Raw genomic sequence first — 20589 nt, 5'->3', positions numbered from 1 at the left:
GCGCGGGGCTGGCAGACAAGCTGGCGCTTGCGACAGGCGAGGCCGATGACGATGCGGCAAGGGCCGGTGAGGATGTTTGCGGGGATGCGAGCGCGTGATGATCAGAGCGCCGATGCAGCATGCTCCAGATCTTGCGCGCCAAGAGCCAGGCGCCGAAGAGCGCGACCATGGCGAAGCTGGCAATTTCCATCGCCTGCGTCGCCTTGGTCATGGTGATGGAGGTGCCGCGCAGCACGAAATAGGCCGCGACGACGAGGAGGATGGCGACCGCGCCTTGAATCAGCGCCGAGACGAAGGAGATCAGGATGCCGCGTTTCAGCTGCGTCTCGTTGGCGATCATGTAGGAGGAAATCACCGCCTTGCCATGGCCGGGGCCTGCCGCGTGGAACACGCCATAGGCAAAGGAGAGGCCGATCAGCGAGGTCAGCGCCCATGGGTCTTCGCGCATGGCTTTCAGCGCGCCGGTCAGTGCGCGGTAGAAACTCTGCTGGTGGACGTTGATCCACTGGAAGAAGGGTGCCAGCGGCCCGCCGACGGAAATGGAGGGTTCGGCCGAGCCGATGCCGAGCGGCGATTGGGCGTGGGCGATGCTGAGCGAGGCGAAGAGCAGGGTGAGGGTGGTCAGCGCGAGGAGAAGCTTGCTTCCCTCATTCCTGTCCTTGTGACAGGAATCCAGTCGTCGCGCGTCTGCGCGGCGGGAGGAGTCTTGCCGACCCAACGACCTCTCCGGCGTCATGGTCGGCCCCCAGGTCACTTCCGAGGGTGACCTGACCATCCATGAGCCGTTGAAAACATGGATCCTCGGGTCAAGCCCGAGGATGACCCAAAGCGAGCGTTTCAGGGTAATCATCAATCCCTCAGCCTGCCGGGCTCCCTGCGGTGAAACGCCATCCTCTAGCATTGCAGTTCCAGTCTTGTCGCAAAGAGCTTGGTCATGTCGGTGCCGGTCGGGTCGTTGAAGAAGGCGTCGGTGAGGCTGCTCTGGTTCTGGGCAATGATTTCATCCGGGTCCGGGCGCACCACCTTGTGCTTGCAGGCGGCCAGATGCGGACCCTTCACCACGATGTCGGTATCCTTGGCAAAATCGATGGCCGTATACATGGTCGGGTCCCAGGCGCCGAAGGAGAGCTTGCCCTTCACCGGTAGCGGGTTCTTCGGCATGACCGAGAAGAACATCAGGATCTGGCCGTCCTTGTAATCCACATGGATGACGTCCGGCTTGTTGAAGTCGATGTTCTTTCCGTTCACCGCGATGAAGGTGTAATAGGAATATTCCGCCAGCGATTCATGCACCGTGTTGCCGATTTCGGCGAGCTCTTCCTTGTCGAGCTTGGCGTCGCTGTTCTTGTCGTAATCCAGGACCACGCTTGCGGAAAACATCTCGTCGAAGCGCCAGATGTTGCGCACTTCCTGCACATTGCCATCCGCGCCTTCGATGATTTCCATGCGCGCTTCGGCAAAGATATGCGGATGGGCGAAGGCGGTGAGCGGCGCAAGACAGGCGGCGGCGCAGGCGGCCGTTGGCAGAAGGAGTTTTTTCATGGGCCGCGTTTATCCTCGGGCGAATCTGCGGTTACTCTATAACAAATTGGGTCTGAATTTCGGCGGCCAGCCGATCAACCGTTCTTTCGGAACCAGTTGGACAGATAATCGACGAAGCTGCGCACCTTGGCCGGCAGATAGCGCCGGTGCGGATAGACCGCGTAAATGCCGCGATCGCGGGAAATATAATCATCGAAAAGCGTCACAAGCTCGCCTGACTGGATATGCGGGCGGGCGATGAAGTCCGGCACGATGGCGACGCCCAACCCAGAGCGCGCGGCGCGCAGCGTCGCCTGCGGGCTGTTGACCTCGATCGGCCCGCGCGTCGCTACCGAGTTGGTGCCGCCGCCTGGTTCGAAATAGCGGATGTGGTTCTGGAAGCGGGAATTGGTATCGATGATGCAGGGGACTTTTCCGAGATCCTGCGGGTTTTCCAGTGGCCCATGGCGGGCGACGAAATCCGGTGTCGCCACCGCGTGGACGCGAAAATCCGACAGCTTGCGGGCAATCAGGCCGGAATCCTCCAGCTTGGTAATGCGGATCGCGAGGTCGAAACCTTCCTCGATCAGATCGACGAAGCGATCGTCCGCAACGATCTCCATGGAAAGCTCGGGATTTTCGCGGGCGAAATCGATGAGGCTCTGGCCGACATCGGCATCGATGAAGGTGCGCGGCACGGAAAGCTTCAGCTTGCCCTTCAGATCGGAATTCTTCTCCCGCACCAGATCGGCGAGATTGTCGATCTCTTTCAGAATATCCGAGGCGGTGCGGTAATAGGTATGGCCGGCTTCCGTCAGCGAAAACTGCCTTGTGGTGCGGTTGAGAAGCAGCGCGCCGAGATCGTCTTCCAGCTCGCGGACATATTTGGACAGCAGCGCCTTGGAGCGTCCGGTCTTGCGCGCGGCGGCCGAAAAACCCTCCGCTTCGACGACGTCGATAAAGGCGCGAATGCGCGTCAGCGTGTCCATCCATAAACTCCTGTTCGTTCCATATAATTGAACGATTGGAATCCACTGTCCAACAGGAAAAGCACTGCCGAAAAAATTCGCGACATGCTGAAAAAATCCTCTTGATTATGACGGCGAATATTCTTATCTCCCTGTCTGCCCAAAGTCGCACGTGCCCATGTGTGTCCGCCGACCCTCGATGTGGTGAGGAGTTCGGTAAGGTACCTGGAATTAACCCCTCCAGTCGCTGTTCCGGCCAACCGGATATGCGAGGACATACGAAGCAACGACGGTGCGGGCCTTTCTGGTTCTCTGCCGGCTTTCCATCAGCCGGGGTACTGAAGAGGCACACCATCATTGCCGTAAGTGCGGTTGGGTATGATTCCCTCCAATCCCATGGCAGACAAAGCCGAATAATGCTCCTGGCAGGGCGTTGTTCATATTTGCGCCTTGAGCGTATGCGAATGAATCTGCGCCTCCACCGGCTGATTCGTCTTGCATATCTCGAGCGTTCTTTGTCCTCCGGAATTTTCCGGAGCCGGATCAAGTTAGGGAACACAACGATGACGACTGCTCGCATCCTCGACTTCATCAATACCCGCCGTCCCGAAGGTCCCTGCCTTGTGGTCGATCTCGACGTCGTGCGTGACAACTTCCACGCGTTCCGTCACGCCCTGCCCAACAGCGCGATCTATTACGCCGTCAAGGCCAACCCGGCTCCAGAAATTCTGTCGCTGCTCGCCTCCATGGGCTCCAACTTCGATTGCGCCTCCGTGGCTGAAATCCAGATGGCGCTCGATGCCGGTGCGACCTCCGACCGCATCTCCTTCGGCAACACCATCAAGAAGGAACGCGATGTTGCACGCGCTCACGCGCTCGGCATCGATCTCTTCGCCGTGGACAGCCATGAGGAAGTCGAGAAGGTTGCCCGTGCCGCTCCTGGTGCGCGCGTATTCTGCCGCGTTCTGACCGATGGCGAAGGCGCCGAATGGCCGCTGTCTCGCAAGTTCGGCTGCGTGCCGCAGATGGCTGTCGATGTTCTGGTCTATGCCCATCAGCTGGGTCTGGAATCCTACGGCGTGTCCTTCCATGTCGGTTCGCAGATGATGAACCTCGACGCATGGGATGCAGCCGTTGGCGATGCCAAGCGCGTCTTCGCGTCTCTTGCCAAGCAGGGCATCCACCTGCAGATGGTCAATATGGGCGGCGGTTTCCCAACCAAGTATCTTCGCGACGTTCCCGCCGCTGAAGAATACGGCCAGGCAATCGACACGGCGCTGCGCAAGCACTTCGGCAACCAGATCCCGAAGACCATCATCGAGCCGGGCCGCGGCATGGTTGGCAATGCGGGCGTGATCAAGGCGGAAGTCGTTCTCGTCTCGCGCAAGTCCGACAATGACAACCATCGCTGGGTGTTCCTCGACATCGGCAAGTTCGGCGGTCTGGCCGAAACCATGGACGAAGCCATCCGCTACCCCATCCGCACCACGCGCGATGAGGACATGATGGAGCCTTGCGTGCTGGCCGGTCCGACCTGCGACAGCGCCGATGTGCTCTACGAGAAGAACATGTACCCGCTGCCGGTCTCGCTGACCATCGGCGACGAAGTTCTGATCGAAGGAACAGGCGCCTACACGACCACCTATTCGGCGGTCGCTTTCAACGGCTTCGAGCCCTTGAAGGCCTATGTGATCTAAACCCTTAAAGCGTGTCGCAATCTTTCAGATTGCTCCTCACGCTTTAAGGTTCTTGTCTTATCGCATGTCGTTATCGCAAAACCGCTTCACACTTTTGCGCGACAGGCTTTAGGGCTTCACTGATCCAAAGCAATGTGATCTGCGCGAGACGCCACCCGTTGGGGCGGATGGCGTTCTCCCGGATCTTCCCGTTCCGGCCCGGCTGACGCCCGGGCCTGGCGCACACCTGCTTGCCAATCCTCTGTCCAGTCGAGGGATAAGCTTGCGGCGCGCGCCGGGCCGGAACGGTTCATTCCTTGTCGTTGCAAGATGGTTGCGCGACATGTTTCTGGCAGGTGCCGCTTTCGTGGGCGGCTTGGTAACGGGAGGCCGGGATGGCCGCTGTTCTCAATTCGGTTCGTGCATTCTTCACGCCGCAGACATTCTTCATCGAGACCGAAAACGCCGGCGACATCGTCGCGCGCGAAAACCTGCTGGACCGCGCCATGGGTCCTGGCCGCCGCCGCAAGTCGTCGGAAAAGCTCCGCGCCGGTCGCGTGCCCGCCGAAGGTTTGGCGCTGGTTGCGCGCGATCAGGACGGCCATGTCATCGGCACCGTGCGCCTGTGGAATGTCGAAGCCGGCGTGACCCGCGAAGGCCGCCCGGTCGCAGCGCTGCTTCTCGGTCCGCTGGCCGTCGATGCCGCGCATGAGGGCAAGGGCATCGGCTCGGCGCTGATGCGCGCTGCCATTTCCGAAGCAACCCGCCGCGAGCACGGCGCGATCCTGCTGGTCGGCGATGCGGCATATTACGAGCGCTTCGGCTTCTTCGCGACGAAGACCCAGCACCTCGTCATGCCCGGCCCCTTCGAGCGCAACCGCTTTCTGGCGCTGGAACTGAAGCCCGGCTGGCTGGATGGCGTGGCCGGCATGCTGGCTGCGAGCGGCCGTCGCTTTTCCTGAGGGTGGGCGGACCCTTGGGGTCTGTCGTGTGGATTGAAAAGTTGCCAAGACAGCTTTGAATGCTTGGCATATCCCCCCTCTGTCCTGCCGGACATCTCCCCCTCAAGGGGGGAGATCGAACTTTCGCACCGCCTTGCCACAAACTGCGGTCAGATGGGACATGGGAAGAGCGCTTCGTGCCGATCTCCCCTCTTGAGGGGGAGATGCCCGGCAGGGCAGAGGGGGGTATGTGACAGATCCGGAACGTAGAAGGATATTGGCAATCCGCGCGACGTAGATCTGGATACAGACCACGAACTATGCTGTCGACGCTGATGAAAGACGCTATCGTCGCGTCTCACGACATTGATCTCTACTTGCTGTCCAGAACGCAGTGAAGCGTCCAAAACCAAGCCGAATCAATATCATGTCCATTGTCCAGTAAGTTGAAAACGGACAGCGTGTGGATCACGTGCGGGATGACGGTCGACTTGTGTCCGCCCTGCACGCCGGTGGCCCCTCACGAAACGATCGGAATCCAGATCTCCACCTCGCCGCGACCGGTGCGGCCGTCGAAGCGGTGGTCGTAGCGCTCGAAGTCCGGTGCGTTCTCGCTTTCCAGTCCTGCGTCCGGCAATGCCTTGTTCCAGATCGTATAGACCGTCTTGCCGATATCCGAAATGTGGCCGCTATGGGTGAAGACGGCATAGGCCTGCGCGGGGATGTCGATATGCTCCATTCCGGGTGTCGAGCCGGTCGCCTCGATGCCTGCAATATAGCGGAAGTTGCCGGCGCCATCGGCCATGCAGCAGACGCCGTAGGCCGGCCCTGGCACAGGGTTTTGCACCTCGCCCTCGCGCGCCATGAAGGATCCCCAGAGTGCCGGGATTTCGCCTGTCTTGTCGAAGGCGCAATCGACGCCAAGACCGACGATGCGGAAGGCTGCACGGTCTTCTTTGCGGGGTGCCGAAAGCGGAACAATCATGTCCTTGTTCATTTCAAAAGGCTCCATGAGATTGAGGTTTGTGATGGACTGCTCGCCTCTCAGCCTGCTTGGCGGTGTGCCGAAATAACTGGCGAAGGCGCGTGTGAAGGCCTCGTGGGAGCCATATCCGGCATCCAGCGCAATGGCGATGATGCTCTCCTGGCCGTCGGCGATGGCCCGTGCCGCGAGCGATAGCCTGCGTGCGCGGGCATAGGCCATGATCGACATGCCTGTGGCGAGTTGAAAGACCCGGCACATGTGATGAAGATTGACGGCACAACGCCTGGATAGAGACGGCAGCGAGAGATCGGATTTGAGGTCTGTCTCGATCTGCCAGATCAGTCTTTCCAGAACGGCCATGGGCTCTCCCGTACTTCACGCCTTACCTTTTCCGCATCGAAAGGCATTGTGCTTGATCGCATTTGACTTTGCGAGGGGGCAGGGAACGAGAGGGGCTCGGGGACAAATGCATGAAGCGCGCCACGATCTTTCAGACCGCTGCGCGCTTCAGGTGTCCCGTTCCGTTTTTCTGTTGGAGCCGATCAGGCGGCGCGACGCGTCGCCGCCGGGCCGTTGGCACCGATATCGAACCGGCCTGCAAGCGAAGCGAGGGTGCGGGCTGTTTCGGCAAGGTTCTGGGTGGCGGCGTTGGTTTCCTCCACCATCGCAGCGTTGTGCTGGGTCATCTGGTCCAGCGTGTTGACGCTGGTGTTGATCTCGGAAAGCCCGACGGATTGTTCGCGTGCGGCTGTCGCGATGCTGTCGATATTGAGATCGATGCGCGAGACGACCGCCTCGATTTCAGCGAGAACCGCACCCGTCGATTGCACGAGATCCACGCCGCCAGCCACTTCCTGGCCGGATTTGGCGACAAGCTGCTTGATCTCGTTGGCAGCGGCGGCGGAGCGCTGTGCCAATTCGCGCACTTCCTGGGCGACCACGGCAAAGCCCTTTCCGGCTTCGCCGGCACGGGCGGCTTCCACGCCGGCATTCAGTGCCAGCAGGTTGGTCTGGAAGGCAATGTTTTCGATTGCGCCGATGATGGAGCCGATTTCACCGGATGCGGTCTCGATCCGTTGCATTGCCGAAATCGCCTTTCCGACGACCTGCGATGAATGGACGGCGGCGTTGCGGGCATCCTTTACCAATGTGCGGGCATCTTCTATGCGCTCGACGGACGCCTTGCCGGTGGAGGTGACCTGATCGAGGGCTGCCGCGGTTTCTTCAAGTGCGGCGGCCTGCTGTTCGGTGCGCCGCGCCAGATTGTCGGCACCGCCGCGTAGCTCCTGGCCCTGGCGGTTCAGGTGGTCGGTCTCCGACAGCACATCCCGAAGGGTCAGGCGCAGAGTGGAGATAGACTCGTTGAAATTCTTTCTCAGCGTCTCGAAGCGAGGATGGAAAGGTTGATCGAGGCTACGGCTCAAATCGCCGATGGCAAGCTGGCTCAAGCCGCCGCCGAGCTGCTCCACGGCAAAGCGAAGCGCATCGGCATCGGCCAGGCGCTCACGCTCGCGCTGCTGGCGTTCGCGATCGCTCAACTGGCGCGCCTCTTCGGCTTCGGTTTCCAGCTGTCGCTTGGAAAGGCCGGCATCACGGAAGATCGCAAGTGCCTTTGCCATGGCGCCGATCTCGTCCTGGCGGGCAAGGTGCGGCGGTTCGTCCTTGAGATCCCCACTTGCCATTCTGGTCATGGCCTCGGTCATATCGCCCAGCGGGCGAATGGCGCGGCGTCTGGTGAAGAGGGTGGATGCAAGGCAAAGCACAATGAGGAAGACGCCGAGGCCATAGCTTGCGCCCTGCAGCAGGCTCGTTTGCGAAGCGGCATAGGCTTCCTTCTCCTTGCCGAAGAGATTGCCCATTTCCACCAGTTCGTTGACGGCGGCCTCATGGCGATGGAACTTGACCCGCAGGGCGCTCAAGGAAGCGACGATGGCATCGCGATCATTTGCCTGGAGGGCGGGGAGCGTGACACCCTGCATTTCACGCCAGAAGTCATCGCCCTTGACCAGCACATCGTCGAGCAGCTTGGTCTTCAAGACGTCGGGAAGTCTCGTCGTTTTCCAATAGGCGCGGCGCTCCTCATATTGATCTTTTAGAACCTTCACGCGTGGCGCATTGACGGCCAGCGTATCGGGATGCAGCGTGCTCTCATTGGCCAGAGCATAGCTTTCGATCACATAAAGTGGTGGCGGCAGGATATCGGCAATCAGGTCCTTGCTGTAGATGATATCCTCATAGATCGGACCGTTGACCTTCAGCCGGTTCAGCGCACCGGCGCCGGTCACAAGCGTCACGAGAACCCCGGCAATCAGGGCGATCCCCGTTGCAGTCACCGCCGCCGAAATCGAAATCCGCATCCCTGTCGTCCTCCAGCCCAGGCTGGCCGGGTGCGGCGCGCGAGGGACATTTCTCTGTGATGCGATAGACTTAAGGGGAATAAGTATAGATTAAATTAATTATAGTTAATAAGCATTATATGTTTTAGACGCGTTGAATTCATTGCAATTTTCTGTTGCACAGGGTTGCAAATCCATCGATGCCCACACCGAGAAAAAGCGCGCTTTTCCCGGATTTGATCCACCTCAAATACCTCAACGGCACAACCGGCTAGGGATGAGGCGAACACCTATGCCGCTCCGTTCTGGCGGACAAACGCTGCAGGCAGCCGGCGAAACAGCGTGTTCAATGATCTGATCAAGGAGAGAAAACGTGTTTGCGACCGTCCGAAAAGCTACCCTTCCACTTGCCATCCTGTGCGGCGTCCTGCCCGGCGCCGTTTGTGCGGCGGATCTGGCACAAGTTGCACCGGCCCCCACGGCGGAAGAGGCCATTGCTGCGGCAAGCCCATGGATGATCCGCGTTCGTGCGCTCGGTGTCCTGACCCATGACAGTGGCACGATCAATGGTGTACCGGGCGCTGGGCTATCCTATTCGGACACGGTGATCCCCGAACTCGATATCAGCTACTTCTTCACCGACAACATTGCCGCCGAACTCATTCTCGGCACGACCTTTTCCAGGATCAACACAACGGGGGCGCTCGGCGAAATCGATGTCGGCAAGACCTGGCTTCTGCCGCCGACACTGACGCTGCAATACCACTTCACCGATTTCGGCGCCTTCAAGCCCTATGTGGGTGCGGGCGTGAACTACTCGCTCTTCTATCACCAGAGCGAAAAGCCGGGCTTCAGCAATCTCGACGTCAAGAACGACTTCGGCGCAGCACTTCAGGTGGGCTTCGACTATATGGTGACGAAGAATTGGGGTGTGAACTTCGACGTGAAGAAGATTTTTCTTGATACCAAATGGACAGCGACAAGCGACGCTTTCGGTGACATCAGCGGCAAGGCGAAGATTGATCCGTGGCTGGTGGGTGCGGGTGTGACCTACCGGTTCTGAGTGCCTGGGAGGGCTGGGGGTGCCGCGCAAGTTCTGCGGCGCCCCTTCGTCATTCGGTCTCCCGGCCAGACCCAAATTGACCGTTCCTCACAAATCCGCTAAACATTGCGGCAGGTTGAGAGTACCTGCCGTCCGCGAGCATCCATGCTTTGGTGAAACTCTCTTTCGAACCTCCGATACGGTCATTCCTTTTTCAGGCATGCAGACGGTGGCAATGCGGACCCCTCCTCGACACAGCATGCCGATGCAGGAGAACCGCGATGCGGAACACGACACCACCTCTACCCAGTCTCGATACGCTGAAGGATCAGGCGAAGCGTCTTCGCGCTGGCCTTGCTGACGAAGGGACAACCATCGGCCATTCGCGCGCGCTGGAACTGATCGCGGCGCAATATGGCTACCGCGACTGGAACACGCTGCATGCCGCTGTCGGCAATCGCCCGCCCTTCAATCCCTATATGCTGGGCTCGCGGGTCAGCGGCTATTATCTCGGCCAGCCCTTCACCGGTGCAATCCTTGGCGTGCAATCGCTTGGCGGCGATCCGGAGCGCTATCGTCTGACGATGCATTTCGACGATCCGGTGGATGTCGTTACCTTCGACAGCTTCTCGGCCTTTCGCCAGCGGGTTCATTGCAATGTGGATGCGACCGGTCGCACCACGGAGCGGACCTCCGATGGACGGGCGCAGGTCGAGCTCACCTGGTGAAGGTTGAAGCGGGCGCATCTGGTGCTGATCTCAGCACCAGATGCGCCGTTGCTACAGGCATCTTGCTTTTAAGCGGAAATATCGACGATGCCACAATCGCCAGCCTCTGAAGCGAAGGCGAGCAGCTTGCCGGTGGCGCTCCAGGAGAGGCCGGAGATGGCGCCCTTGCCCGGACGGCGCAGCAGCGCTTCCTTGCCGTCGGCCATGCGCACGCCGAGGATCATGCCATCGATGAAGCCGATGGCAAGCACGTCGTCGCTGGGGTGGAAAGCGACCTGCGTGGCCATGATGTTGCCGCGTGTGCCGAGCTCTTCCGGCGGCTTGCCCATCGGGCCATCCTTCCCTGAAAACGGCCAGACGATGGCGGCCGGTGCGCCAGACGAGGCAAGCCATTTGCCCTTGGGCGACCAGGAGAGCGATTTGACCTTGGCCGGATATCCTGTCATGCGCATATGGCGGGCGTCAGCGCCCTTCGGCGCATCGAGCTTCCAGCCATGCAGCGCATTTTCCTGCATGGTGGTGACGAGGAAGCGACCATCGGGGGAGTAGGTGACACCGGTATGGGCGCCCTTCCATTCCAAATCGACGGGATCGCCGGCGGTCGCCACCCAGTGCAGCGTTACGCCATTGTAGCGGGCAGCGGCGATGCGCAGGCCCTTGGGCGCAAAGGCAATCGCCTCAACCGTGCGCTCTTCCTTGAATTCCTTGGTAGTGCCGTCCGCAAGCTTGACGAAGCTTGATTTTCCAACGGCATAGGCCACGGCATTTTGCGGGCCGCCTGCCACCACGCTGATCCATTTGCGCGGCACATGGGCGATTTCGGTCACCGCGCCATCATGACCGATGCGCAGCACCTTGCCATCTTCGCCGCCCGTCAGAAGCGTTGCGCTATAGGGATCACGAATGCAGGTGAGCAGACCTTCATGGGCCTGCATTACCTTTTCCCCGCCATCGAGGCGATGAATGGTACCGGCGGCAGTGGCAAACAGCGGGATATCGCCCAGAAAATGCGCCGCGACGACGTGGCCTTCAAGGTCAAGAGGAGCAACGGTTGGCATGGGCGATGAGTCTTTCGTCTGTATGGGTTTTGGCTGCGGTATGGGGTGGTTTGTTTTCGTCCACCCTGTGCGGCGTGGATCCTCGGGTCACCACCCTCGGGCTTGACCCGAGGGCCGAGGATGACGCGCAGGAGATTGCGGAGCCTAAGCTTCCCTTGGTCGGCCCAGGTGGAACTGGACCGGCCCGGAAGGGGGATGCTTACGCCTTCGCTTCACATGCGTGGAAGCTCGCTTCCAGTTTTTCGCGGTCGAGTTCGCGGCCGATGAAGACGAGGCGGCTTTCGCGCTTTTCGCCGTCCTTCCAAGGACGTTGGTGATCGCCCTCGATGATCATGTGCACGCCCTGAACCACGTAGCGCTCGGCGTCGCCCTTGAAGGCGATGATACCCTTGAGGCGCAAAATGTTCGGGCCGTCGGTCTGCGTCACCTTCTGAATCCAGGGGAAGAAGCGCTCCGGGTTCATCTCGCCGCCGCGCAGCGAAATGGACTGAACCGTCACATCATGGATGGGAGACGGCGCCGCATGGTGATGGTCATGGTCGTGATGATGGTGGTCATGGTCATGATGGTGATCGTGGCCGTGATCATGCCCATGATGGTGGTGGTCGTGATCGTGGTGGTGATGATCGCAATCCGGGCCGCAGGCATGGTCTTCATGGCCGTGCTCGAGGAAATGCGGATCGTTCTCCAGCGCGCGCTCCAGGTTGAAGGCGCCCTGGTCCAGCACGCGGGCCAGATCGACGCCGGAGCGTTCGGTCTTGTAGATGCGGGCGGACGGGTTGATGGCGCGCACGATGTCTTCGATGCGGGCCAGCTCTTCCTTGGTGACGAGGTCGCTCTTGTTGATGACGACGACATCGGCAAAGGCGATCTGATCTTCGGCTTCGCGGCTGTCTTTCAGGCGAAGCGGCAGGTGCTTGGCATCGACGAGTGCGACAACGGCGTCGAGCTCGGTCTTGGCGCGTACATCGTCATCCATGAAGAAGGTCTGGGCAACGGGAACCGGATCGGCAAGGCCGGTGGTTTCGACAATGATGCCATCGAAACGGCCAGGACGGCGCATCAGGCCTTCCACGACGCGGATGAGGTCACCGCGCACCGTGCAGCAGATGCAGCCATTGTTCATCTCGTAGATTTCCTCGTCGGATTCCACGATCAGGTCGTTGTCGATGCCGATTTCGCCGAACTCGTTGACGATGACCGCATATTTCTTGCCGTGGTTCTCGGTCAGTATGCGATTGAGCAAGGTGGTCTTGCCGGCACCCAGATAGCCGGTCAGCACGGTGACGGGAATGGGCTTTGCAGCGGCAGCGGTGTTTGCTTCGGTCATTGTTTCGGTCATGGGAAACCTCGATATGCGGCGGGGTGCCGCGACAGACAAAAATGTTGCCGTTCATATAGGCTTGCGAAGAAGGCAGTTCAAAGAAATTCTGTTCAAGAATTTTGATGATGGGGCCTTAAGACCGATCGAAGTCGCTCACATCGAAGGCGCGCACGTCTTCCAGAAGCGCAATCAGACCGCGCACCGAGTGGGCGATGATCTGCTCGCCCTTTTCGGCGGTGGCGGCGGCTGCGTTTCCGGCGACGCCCAGTGGGTTGAGATCGCTCATCATCCAGCCGAAGGCGTGTGGGCCGTAGGCGCGCAGATGGGTGAAGCGGTTTGTAAACTCGCTTTGGCGGGAGGGAAAGCTTGCTGCCTTGTCCATGGCGACTTCATCAGGGTTGAGCGCCAGCATGACCGACGTTTCAATATCGCCGCCGTGAATATCGATCGCCTTGTCGTCCGGCGCAATCAGCCCTTCCGGCAGGCCAAAGCGCGTCCAGCTGGTGGCAACCGCCAGCATAGCAAAGCGCTTGCGCGCCTCGGTCGCGACGATCGTCATCAGCGGCGCATTGCCACCATGGGCGTTCAGCATGACGAATTTGCGGATGCCCTTCTCATGCTGGGCGCGGACGATCTCCAGCCAGCGATTGACGGCCTCATCGAAGGCGAGCGTCTTGGTGCCTGCCACATCCATATGCTCGATGGAGTAGCCGACCGGCTCTACGGGCAGGAAAGTCACGGGGAAGTCTTGCGGCAGGGCTGCCTTCAGGCGCGCGACGATGCCTTTGGCAATCAGCGTATCGGTCTCGAAGGGCAGATGCGGGCCGTGCTGTTCATGTGCGCCGAGCGGCAGAACTGCGATTATCTCCGACGGTTGAAATCCGGCTGTTATCGTTTCGTCGTCAAATTGCGTGTATGTGTTTGGCATATGGCGATCCGCGCCTGTATTCGTTAGAAGTTACAACATCATATAGTCGTTTCGCGATCTGGCAAAAGGCACGGGCTGAATGAGCAAGGACAAGGCCTCGAAAAAGGACAAGGCGTCCAAGAAGGACAAGTCGCAGAAGAAGAAGGATATTGCCTTCAGCCCGGAAGAGCTGGCGCAATCCATCACGCAAGCCGCACGCTCCATGCGCACGGCGCTCAGCCACAATCTTGCGACGAGCGGCCTTTATGCGGGCCAGGACGGCGTGATCCTGGCGCTTGCCCAGGAAGGCAGCATGACGCCCGGCCAGATTGCCCAGAAGCTTGGCGTCAAGGCGCCGACCATGACCCGCACCATCGGTCGCATGGAAGCGCAAGGCTTTGTCGAGCGCAGTGCAGGCGAAGGCGATGGTCGCCTGACCATGGTGAAGCTCACCGAAGCCGGCCAGAAAAGCGTCGATCACATCAACACGTCGCTTGCGGCCTGCGGTGCGCGCGCGGTGGAGGGATTGTCCGCCAAAGACGTGAAAAACGTCGTCAAGCTTTTGCGCGCCATCGACGCCAATCTTCAGTCTCTCGATTTAATCGATTAAAAATTTGAAGTGAAAGCCTTCAATAGTTCGCAAAACCCTTAAACCTGTTGCGCGTGTTGTTTAAATTGTTTAATCACGATTTAAACGTCGCGGGGGTGCGACGCGCGATCTCGGGGAGGGGACATGGCGCAGAAGGTGAAGCTTTCAACGATTGCCGAAAGCCTGGGGCTTTCGACGGCAACCATTTCTCTGGCGCTGCGCGACAGCCCGTTGGTCGCATCCGACACCCGCGAGAAGATCAAGGATCAGGCCCGCGCGCTCGGCTATATCTATAATCGCCGTGCCGCCAGCCTTCGCACATCCCGCTCCGGCATTATCGGCGTCGTCTTTCACGACGTGATGAACCCGTTCTATGGCGAAATTCTCAAGGCCATCGAAAGCGAGCTCGATCGCAGCCGCCAGACCTTCATTCTGTCCAATCATTACGACTCGGTGGAAAAGCAGCGCACCTTTCTGGAAACGCTGCTGCAGCTTGGCAGCGACGGCGTGATCATGTCTCCGGCGATCGGCACGCCGACGGAAGATCTGAAGCTTGCGGAAGAAAACGGCATGCCGGCCATTCTGGTGGCGCGCTCCATGGATGGCGTCGACATGCCGACCTTCCGTGGCGACGACAGCTACGGCATCTCGCTTGCCACCAACCATCTGATCAGCCTTGGCCACCGCACCATCGCCATGGTGGGCGGTACCGACCAGACGTCCACCGGGCGCGACCGCTACCAGGGCTATGTGAATGCGCTGCGCAAGGCTGGTATCGAGGTCGATCCGAACCTGCGCATTCCCGGTGCCCGCTCCAAGCAGGGCGGCTTCGAGGCGGCGGTGAATTTCCTGTCGCTGCCGCAGAAACCGACAGCTGCCGTCTGCTGGAACGACCTCGTCGCCATCGGCCTGATGAACGGCGTTTCGCGCGCAGGCTTCGTGCCGGGCAAGGATATTTCCGTGACCGGCTATGACGATCTGGAAGAGGCGTCGATTTCCACGCCCTCGCTGACGACCGTGTCCAACGGTCAGGCGGAAGTGGGGCGGCTTGCGGCCCGCGCGTTGCTCGACAGGCTGGCCGGCAGCCATGAGCCGGACGGCATTCACCTGATCAAGCCGGAAATGCGCATCCGCCAGTCCACCGGGCCGTGCATTCCGCGTCAGTAGTCCACGACAGTACCAATCTCGTCTTTTCGCGGGTTTCGGTTTCGTCTCGCATCGGTTAGCTTTGCCTTCCGCATCACGGAGCGGTCCCGCCGCTTCGACATTTTTTGCATTTCCGGGTCTTGAGAGCGACTGGCTCTCCTCTCTGGAAATGCGTCTGCAGGAGGAATGACCGCCCATGTCCGATCAAAAACCCGTCGTTCTCGTTCCGGGAAAAATTCATCCGCGCGTGCTGGAGCGCTTCCAAGGCAAGGTGGAGGTGGTGACCGCACCTGTGGGGGTAAAGCCTGCCCTCTCTGCCGAGGTGGCGGAGCGCGTTCGCGCCGTCGCCGTCTCCGGCAGCGTCAATGCGGACTGGATCGATGGACTACCCAACCTTGAGATCATCTCCAATTTCGGTGTGGGCTATGATGGCGTCGATGCCAAGCATGCGGCCAAGCGCGGCATCATCGTCACCAACACGCCGGATGTGCTGAATGACGAAGTCGCTGATACGACGATTGCGCTTCTGATCAACACGGTGCGCCGCCTCTATCAGGCCGAAAGCTATCTGCGAGATGGCAAGTGGGTGAAGGAGGGGCCGTTTGCGCTCTCGCCCTTTTCGCTGCGCGGTCGCAAGGTCGGCCTCTTCGGCATGGGCCGCATCGGCCAGGAAATCGCCAAGCGCCTCGAGCCCTTCAAGGTGGAGATCGGCTATCACACGCGCAGCAAGCGCGACGAGCTTTCCTACACATATTACGCCTCGTTGAAGGACATGGCGAGCGCGGTCGATATTCTGATCTGCATCGTGCCCGGCACGCCGGAAACCCACAAGGCCATCAATGGCGAGATCTTCTCCGCACTTGGCTCGAATGGCGTCTTTATCAATGTCGGCCGTGGCTCAAGCGTGGATGAGGATGCGATGATCAAGGCGCTTGAAGACGGCACGCTGGGTGGTGCCGGTCTCGATGTGTTCTATTCGGAGCCAAATGTGCCCGAAGCGCTGTTGGCATTCGACAATGTTTCGCTCTTGCCGCACGTTGCCTCCGCCTCGGTGCCGACGCGCAATGCCATGGCGGATCTCGTGGCGGACAATATCCTCGGCTGGTTTGCGGAGCGGAAGGTACTGACACCGGTGCCGGAAACGCCTGTGAAGGGATGACCGAAAAAGAGAGCGAGGCGCTTTACGCCTTGCTCGCTTGATACTCCCGCACCGCCTCGCCGAAGGCTTCGAACAGCGCCCGGGACGGGCCATCGGTTTCGGCCCAATATTCCGGGTGCCACTGGACGCCGATGGCAAAGCCCTTGGCGTCGATGACGGAGACGGCCTCGATGGTGCCGTCTTCGGCGGTCGCTTCCACCTGCAGCCGGGGCGCGGTTTGCGCGATTGCCTGGCGGTGGACCGAGTTGATCTGGATTTCGCCGGACAGGCCAAGATGCTCCGCAATGCAGGAGCCTTCGCGCACATGCACGGGCTGGCGGATGCTGAACATCACGTCGCGCTCGGTGGTCTCCGGCTTGCGATGGTCCCAGCGTCCCGGCAGTTCCTGGATTTCACTGGCGAGCGTGCCGCCAAGGGCCACGTTCAACTCCTGAATTCCGCGGCAGATGGCGAGCATCGGAATGCCGCGATCAATCGCGCGGCGGATGAGTTCGAGGCTCGTCGCATCACGCCCTGCATCGAAGGGGCCATCGGCGTCGGTGGCCTGCTTGCCATAGAGCGAGGGGTGGACATTGCTGGCGGAGCCCGAGACGAGCAGCCCGTCCACCCGGTCGAGAATGGTGTCAACCTCATTGCCGGTCTCGAAGGCGGGTACGATCAAGGACATGACGCCGGCCACCTTCAGCGCCGCTTTGAGATACTGCGTCTGCGCCGCGTGCCACTCGGCACCGTCCACCTGTTTGATATCGGCAGGGATCGCGATGATGGGCTTCGACATGATGGCTCCGAATGTGATGCGGTCTTGAAATAAAGCATGTTGCGCAAAACTGTGCAGCGGTTTTGCGATAACGACATGCGAAAAAGCAAGGGCCGAAAGTGTGTGCGCGAATCTGAAAGATCGCAACACGCCTAAGGCTGCCGTCAGTGAAGCCGAAGGGGCGGGTTCGTCAAGCATTCTCTTTGCGTAAGTGACGCAATTTATTGGTCTAAAGTATAAGACGATGCCGCTTGGACGATCGACTTTCCCATGGGGCGACCAATTTTATCGCTCCCAAGCATGTCATGAGATTTATTCTTCGATGGGCCGCTTGTCAGTTGCCATGGCCCATGCTTTTCTCAGTTGATGTCGTGTGCGTGGAGGGATGCGACACGATGACAGGTTCGTATCTGGGAGGATAATATGGATCGACGTTCATTCATCAAAAAAGGTGCGCTTGCGGGCACGGGTGCTGCGGCAGCAACGGTTCTGGCGGCACCGGCAATCGCGCAGGAAAATGCCAAGATCACATGGAGGTTGACCTCCTCGTTCCCCAAATCGCTCGATACGATCTTTGGCGGCGCGCAGGATATCGCCAACCACGTGAAGAACGCGACCGACGGCAATTTCAACATTCAGGTGTTTGCAGCTGGCGAAATCGTTCCCGGCCTGCAGGCGGCGGATGCCGTCTCCTCCGGCACGGTCGAAATGTGCCATACCTGCTCCTATTATTACGTCGGCAAGGACCCGACCTTTGCGATCGGCACCGCGATCCCTTTCGGGCTGAATGCGCGCCTGACCAATTCCTGGTTCTATGAGGGCAATGGCAACACGCTGCTCAACGAATTCTATGCCAAGCACAAGCTCTATGGCATGATTTCCGGCAATACCGGGGTGCAGATGGGCGGCTGGTTCCGCAAGGAAATCAACACCGTCGACGATTTCAAGGGCGTGAAGATGCGCATTGCCGGTCTGGCCGGCAAGGTGGTTGAAAAGCTCGGCGTCGTGCCGCAGCAGATCGCCGGCGGCGATATCTACCCGGCGCTGGAAAAGGGCACGATCGACGCGGCCGAATGGGTCGGCCCCTATGACGATCACAAGCTCGGCTTCCAGAAAGTGGCAAAATATTACTACTACCCGGCCTTCTGGGAAGGTGGCCCGGTCATCCACTCCTTCGTCAATCTGGACAAGTGGAACGACCTGCCAAAGAACTATCAGGCCGTGCTGCAGGACGCCTGCTCGTTCGCCAACACCAACATGCTGGCGAAATACGACGCCAAAAACCCGAAGGCGATCAAGCAGATCGTCTCCGAAGGTGCAACGCTTCGTCCCTTCAGCCAGGATATTCTGGACGCCTGCTACAAGGCCGCTCTCGAAGTCTACGCGGAAATCTCTGCCGTCAACCCGGACTTCAAGAAGGTCTATGACGACCAGGTCGCCTTCAAGCGCGAAGGCTATCTGTGGATGCAGCTCGCCGAGTACACCTATGACACTTTCATGATGATACAGCAGCGCAACGGCAAGCTCTGACGTTATCCGTAGGATTGATTGAACGCCCGGATCGAAAGGTCCGGGCTTTTTCGTTTGAGCTTAAACAGGGCTCTCGCGCGTTTATGGACAAGTAACGGCGCGTGGTTATGATCGGCAGCGTTGAGCAGCGAAGCAGCACATTTCGGAGACCAGCCGGAATATCGGCGAGGATTGGCCACGCCGACCTTGGCAAAGGCCTTGCTGTTCAACTGTGGAGGTGATGTGATGCGCAAGCCGCTGAGCATTACGTTTATCGTGAAGAAAAACCGGACAGGCTGGTCAATGACTGTCCGGTTCACATTCTTCAGGAAGTAAATAAACGGAAGGTAGGTGTGCAACCCTACCTTCCACTCCACCAATATAACGCTTTCATCCTGATCAAACAAGCGTTCGCCGTCAGGGATTGATCTTCGGCGGTTCGTTGAGGTTCGGCATGCCGGGCAGGCCGTTGCCGCCGCCCTGGCCGGGTGCGCCGTCCATGGGGGGCAGGCCGAAGTTGGGCATGGTGTTGCCGCCCTGGTTGCCGAAGGCGGGGACCTCGATCTTGATGGTGTTGAGATCGACTTCCGGGGTCTTGTCCAGCCAGTAGGTGACGGATTCCGGCCAGAAGATGACGATGGCGACGAGGATGAGCTGCATGCCGAGCCAGGGGATCGCGCCCATGTAAATATCGGAGGTCTTTACCGTGCGCGGCGCGATGGAGCGCAGGTAGAAGAGCGCAAAGCCGAAGGGCGGATGCATGAAGCTCGTCTGCATGTTGATGCACAGCAGCACGCCGAACCAGATCAGATCGATGCCGAGCGACTGGGCGATGGGCGCCAGCATCGGGACGACGATGAAGGCGATCTCGAAGAAATCGAGGAAGAAGGCGAGGAAGAAGATGAAGATATTGACGAAGATCAGAAAGCCGATCGGGCCGCCTGGAATGCCCGACAGCATGTGCTCGATCCACAGCGAGCCATCCATGCCCTGAAACACCAGCGAGAAGCAGGTGGCGCCGACCAGAATGAACACCACCATGGAGGTGATGTGCATGGTGGAATGCATGCCCTGCTTGACCAGATCCCAGGTCAGGCGACGGTGGGCTGCGGCAAGCGCCATGGCACCGACGACGCCAAGTGCGCCGGCTTCCGTCGGCGTTGCGAGGCCGAGGAAGATCGTGCCGAGCACGAGGAAGATCAGCACGATGGACGGGATCATGCCGCCCAGCACCTTCAGCACCAGCGCCCGGTTCAGCTCTCCACGGGCTTCCGGCGGCAGTGCGGGAACATCCTTCGGCCGGAAGACCGAGAGAAAGAGGATGAAGAGCATGAAGATTGCGACCTGCAGGAAGGACGGGCCGATGGCGCCGAGATACATATCGCCGACGGAGCGGCCGAGCTGGTCGGCGAGAACGATGAGAACGAGAGAGGGCGGAATAACCTGCGTGATGGTGCCGGATGCGGCAATCACGCCCGTGGCGACGCGCGGATTATAGCCGTATTTCAGCATGATCGGCAGCGAGATGACGCCCATGGTGATGACGGACGCTGCCACGGTGCCGGTGATGGCGCCGAGAATGGCGCCAACCAGAATGACCGCATAGGCAAGGCCGCCCGGGATCGCGCCGAAGAGCTTGCCCGTGCCCTCCAGCAAATCCTCCGCAAGGCCGCACCGTTCCAGGATTGCCCCCATGAAGGTGAAGAAGGGAATGGCGAGCAGTAGATCGTTGGAGATGATGCCGAAGATGCGCAGCGGCAGCGCCTGCATGAAGGCGGGCGAGAAATGCTCGGTGAAGATGCCGATGACGCCGAACAGAAGACCGACGGTGGCAAGAGAGAAAGCGACCGGAAAGCCGTAGAGCATGAAGATGATCATGCCCAGGAACATGGCCGGCGGAAGAATACCGTATTCGAACATCAGAATATCCTTGAAATGGCGCC

General features: G+C 59.8%; 19 protein-coding genes. 8 read left to right on the top strand and 11 right to left on the bottom strand.

The genetic code is table 11. The features are described from left to right. From EYC79_RS14005 to EYC79_RS13995, 3 genes are all read right to left on the bottom strand, one after another. Positions 1-625, bottom strand: a 625-nt coding sequence (locus EYC79_RS14005; RefSeq protein WP_245495299.1) for a nickel/cobalt transporter, incomplete at its 3' end; no start/stop codon positions are given. Between the two features lie 269 nt (positions 626-894). Next, positions 895-1542, bottom strand: a complete 648-nt coding sequence (locus EYC79_RS14000; protein WP_130978388.1) for a DUF1007 family protein — start codon at positions 1540-1542, stop codon at positions 895-897. A gap of 74 nt (positions 1543-1616) precedes the next feature. Further along, entirely contained in the window at positions 1617-2510 is an 894-nt protein-coding gene (locus tag EYC79_RS13995) for a LysR family transcriptional regulator (RefSeq protein WP_130978387.1), read from the bottom strand. 542 nt (positions 2511-3052) lie between these two features. Between EYC79_RS13995 and odc2 the strand changes: the two genes are divergently transcribed. Both odc2 and EYC79_RS13985 read left to right on the top strand, forming a co-directional pair. Beyond that, the gene (odc2, locus tag EYC79_RS13990) at positions 3053-4186 is read left to right on the top strand and encodes an ornithine/lysine decarboxylase (RefSeq protein ID WP_113226467.1); all 1134 of its coding nucleotides are present in this window, start codon (positions 3053-3055) and stop codon (positions 4184-4186) included. 374 nt (positions 4187-4560) lie between these two features. Further along, a complete protein-coding gene (locus tag EYC79_RS13985) occupies positions 4561-5127 on the top strand; it encodes a GNAT family N-acetyltransferase (RefSeq protein WP_062439399.1) in 567 nt (188 codons plus the stop codon). A 499-nt stretch (positions 5128-5626) separates the two neighbouring features. Here the strand turns inward: EYC79_RS13985 and EYC79_RS13975 are convergent, their stop codons facing one another. Then, a complete protein-coding gene (locus EYC79_RS13975) occupies positions 5627-6451 on the bottom strand; it encodes an AraC family transcriptional regulator (RefSeq protein WP_130978385.1) in 825 nt (274 codons plus the stop codon). 182 nt (positions 6452-6633) lie between these two features. Continuing rightward, positions 6634-8448 carry a HAMP domain-containing methyl-accepting chemotaxis protein gene (locus EYC79_RS13970; protein WP_130978384.1) on the bottom strand — a complete coding sequence of 605 codons (1815 nt, stop codon included), beginning with the start codon at positions 8446-8448 and terminating at the stop codon, positions 6634-6636. A 391-nt stretch (positions 8449-8839) separates the two neighbouring features. Here EYC79_RS13970 and EYC79_RS13965 point away from each other — a divergent pair, with 391 nt between their 5' ends. Continuing rightward, entirely contained in the window at positions 8840-9490 is a 651-nt protein-coding gene (locus EYC79_RS13965) for an OmpW/AlkL family protein (RefSeq protein ID WP_245495298.1), read from the top strand. Between the two features lie 260 nt (positions 9491-9750). Continuing rightward, positions 9751-10197: a glyoxalase superfamily protein gene (locus tag EYC79_RS13960; protein ID WP_130978382.1), complete on the top strand. Its 447-nt coding sequence runs from the start codon at positions 9751-9753 to the stop codon at positions 10195-10197. Between the two features lie 68 nt (positions 10198-10265). Here the strand turns inward: EYC79_RS13960 and EYC79_RS13955 are convergent, their stop codons facing one another. The 3 genes from EYC79_RS13955 to EYC79_RS13945 all read right to left on the bottom strand — a co-directional run bounded on the left by EYC79_RS13955 (position 10266) and on the right by EYC79_RS13945 (position 13507). Further along, a complete protein-coding gene (locus EYC79_RS13955; RefSeq protein WP_130978381.1) occupies positions 10266-11255 on the bottom strand; it encodes a WD40 repeat domain-containing protein in 990 nt (329 codons plus the stop codon). Between the two features lie 199 nt (positions 11256-11454). Beyond that, a complete protein-coding gene (locus EYC79_RS13950) occupies positions 11455-12597 on the bottom strand; it encodes a CobW family GTP-binding protein (RefSeq protein ID WP_162746213.1) in 1143 nt (380 codons plus the stop codon). 115 nt (positions 12598-12712) lie between these two features. After that, positions 12713-13507: a creatininase family protein gene (locus EYC79_RS13945; protein WP_130978380.1), complete on the bottom strand. Its 795-nt coding sequence runs from the start codon at positions 13505-13507 to the stop codon at positions 12713-12715. Positions 13508-13586: 79 nt separating this feature from the next. On the opposite strand from EYC79_RS13945, the gene EYC79_RS13940 reads away from it, so the two are divergent. The 3 genes from EYC79_RS13940 to EYC79_RS13930 all read left to right on the top strand — a co-directional run bounded on the left by EYC79_RS13940 (position 13587) and on the right by EYC79_RS13930 (position 16380). Then, the gene (locus EYC79_RS13940) at positions 13587-14096 is read left to right on the top strand and encodes a MarR family winged helix-turn-helix transcriptional regulator (RefSeq protein WP_062439424.1); all 510 of its coding nucleotides are present in this window, start codon (positions 13587-13589) and stop codon (positions 14094-14096) included. A gap of 123 nt (positions 14097-14219) precedes the next feature. Continuing rightward, complete coding sequence (locus tag EYC79_RS13935; protein ID WP_062427810.1) at positions 14220-15242, top strand: LacI family DNA-binding transcriptional regulator; 1023 nt, start codon at positions 14220-14222, stop codon at positions 15240-15242. Positions 15243-15417: 175 nt separating this feature from the next. Beyond that, the gene (locus EYC79_RS13930) at positions 15418-16380 is read left to right on the top strand and encodes a 2-hydroxyacid dehydrogenase (RefSeq protein WP_130978379.1); all 963 of its coding nucleotides are present in this window, start codon (positions 15418-15420) and stop codon (positions 16378-16380) included. Positions 16381-16402: 22 nt separating this feature from the next. Here the strand turns inward: EYC79_RS13930 and EYC79_RS13925 are convergent, their stop codons facing one another. Then, the gene (locus tag EYC79_RS13925) at positions 16403-17158 is read right to left on the bottom strand and encodes a gamma-glutamyl-gamma-aminobutyrate hydrolase family protein (RefSeq protein WP_130978378.1); all 756 of its coding nucleotides are present in this window, start codon (positions 17156-17158) and stop codon (positions 16403-16405) included. Between the two features lie 402 nt (positions 17159-17560). Between EYC79_RS13925 and EYC79_RS13920 the strand changes: the two genes are divergently transcribed. Then, entirely contained in the window at positions 17561-18667 is a 1107-nt protein-coding gene (locus EYC79_RS13920) for a TRAP transporter substrate-binding protein (RefSeq protein ID WP_062439429.1), read from the top strand. A 2-nt stretch (positions 18668-18669) separates the two neighbouring features. Here the strand turns inward: EYC79_RS13920 and EYC79_RS13915 are convergent, their stop codons facing one another. Both EYC79_RS13915 and EYC79_RS13910 read right to left on the bottom strand, forming a co-directional pair. After that, positions 18670-19053 (bottom strand): hypothetical protein, encoded by a 384-nt coding sequence (locus EYC79_RS13915; RefSeq protein ID WP_130978377.1) that lies wholly within the window; start codon positions 19051-19053, stop codon positions 18670-18672. Positions 19054-19063: 10 nt separating this feature from the next. After that, entirely contained in the window at positions 19064-20566 is a 1503-nt protein-coding gene (locus tag EYC79_RS13910) for a TRAP transporter large permease (protein ID WP_113261836.1), read from the bottom strand. Between the last annotated feature and the right edge of the window lie 23 nt (positions 20567-20589).

Source organism: Agrobacterium cavarae, assembly GCF_004310285.1.
Lineage (GTDB): Bacteria > Pseudomonadota > Alphaproteobacteria > Rhizobiales > Rhizobiaceae > Agrobacterium > Agrobacterium cavarae.
Note: the sequence above shows the minus strand (reverse complement) of the source record. Positions and strands in the feature narration are given on the sequence as shown.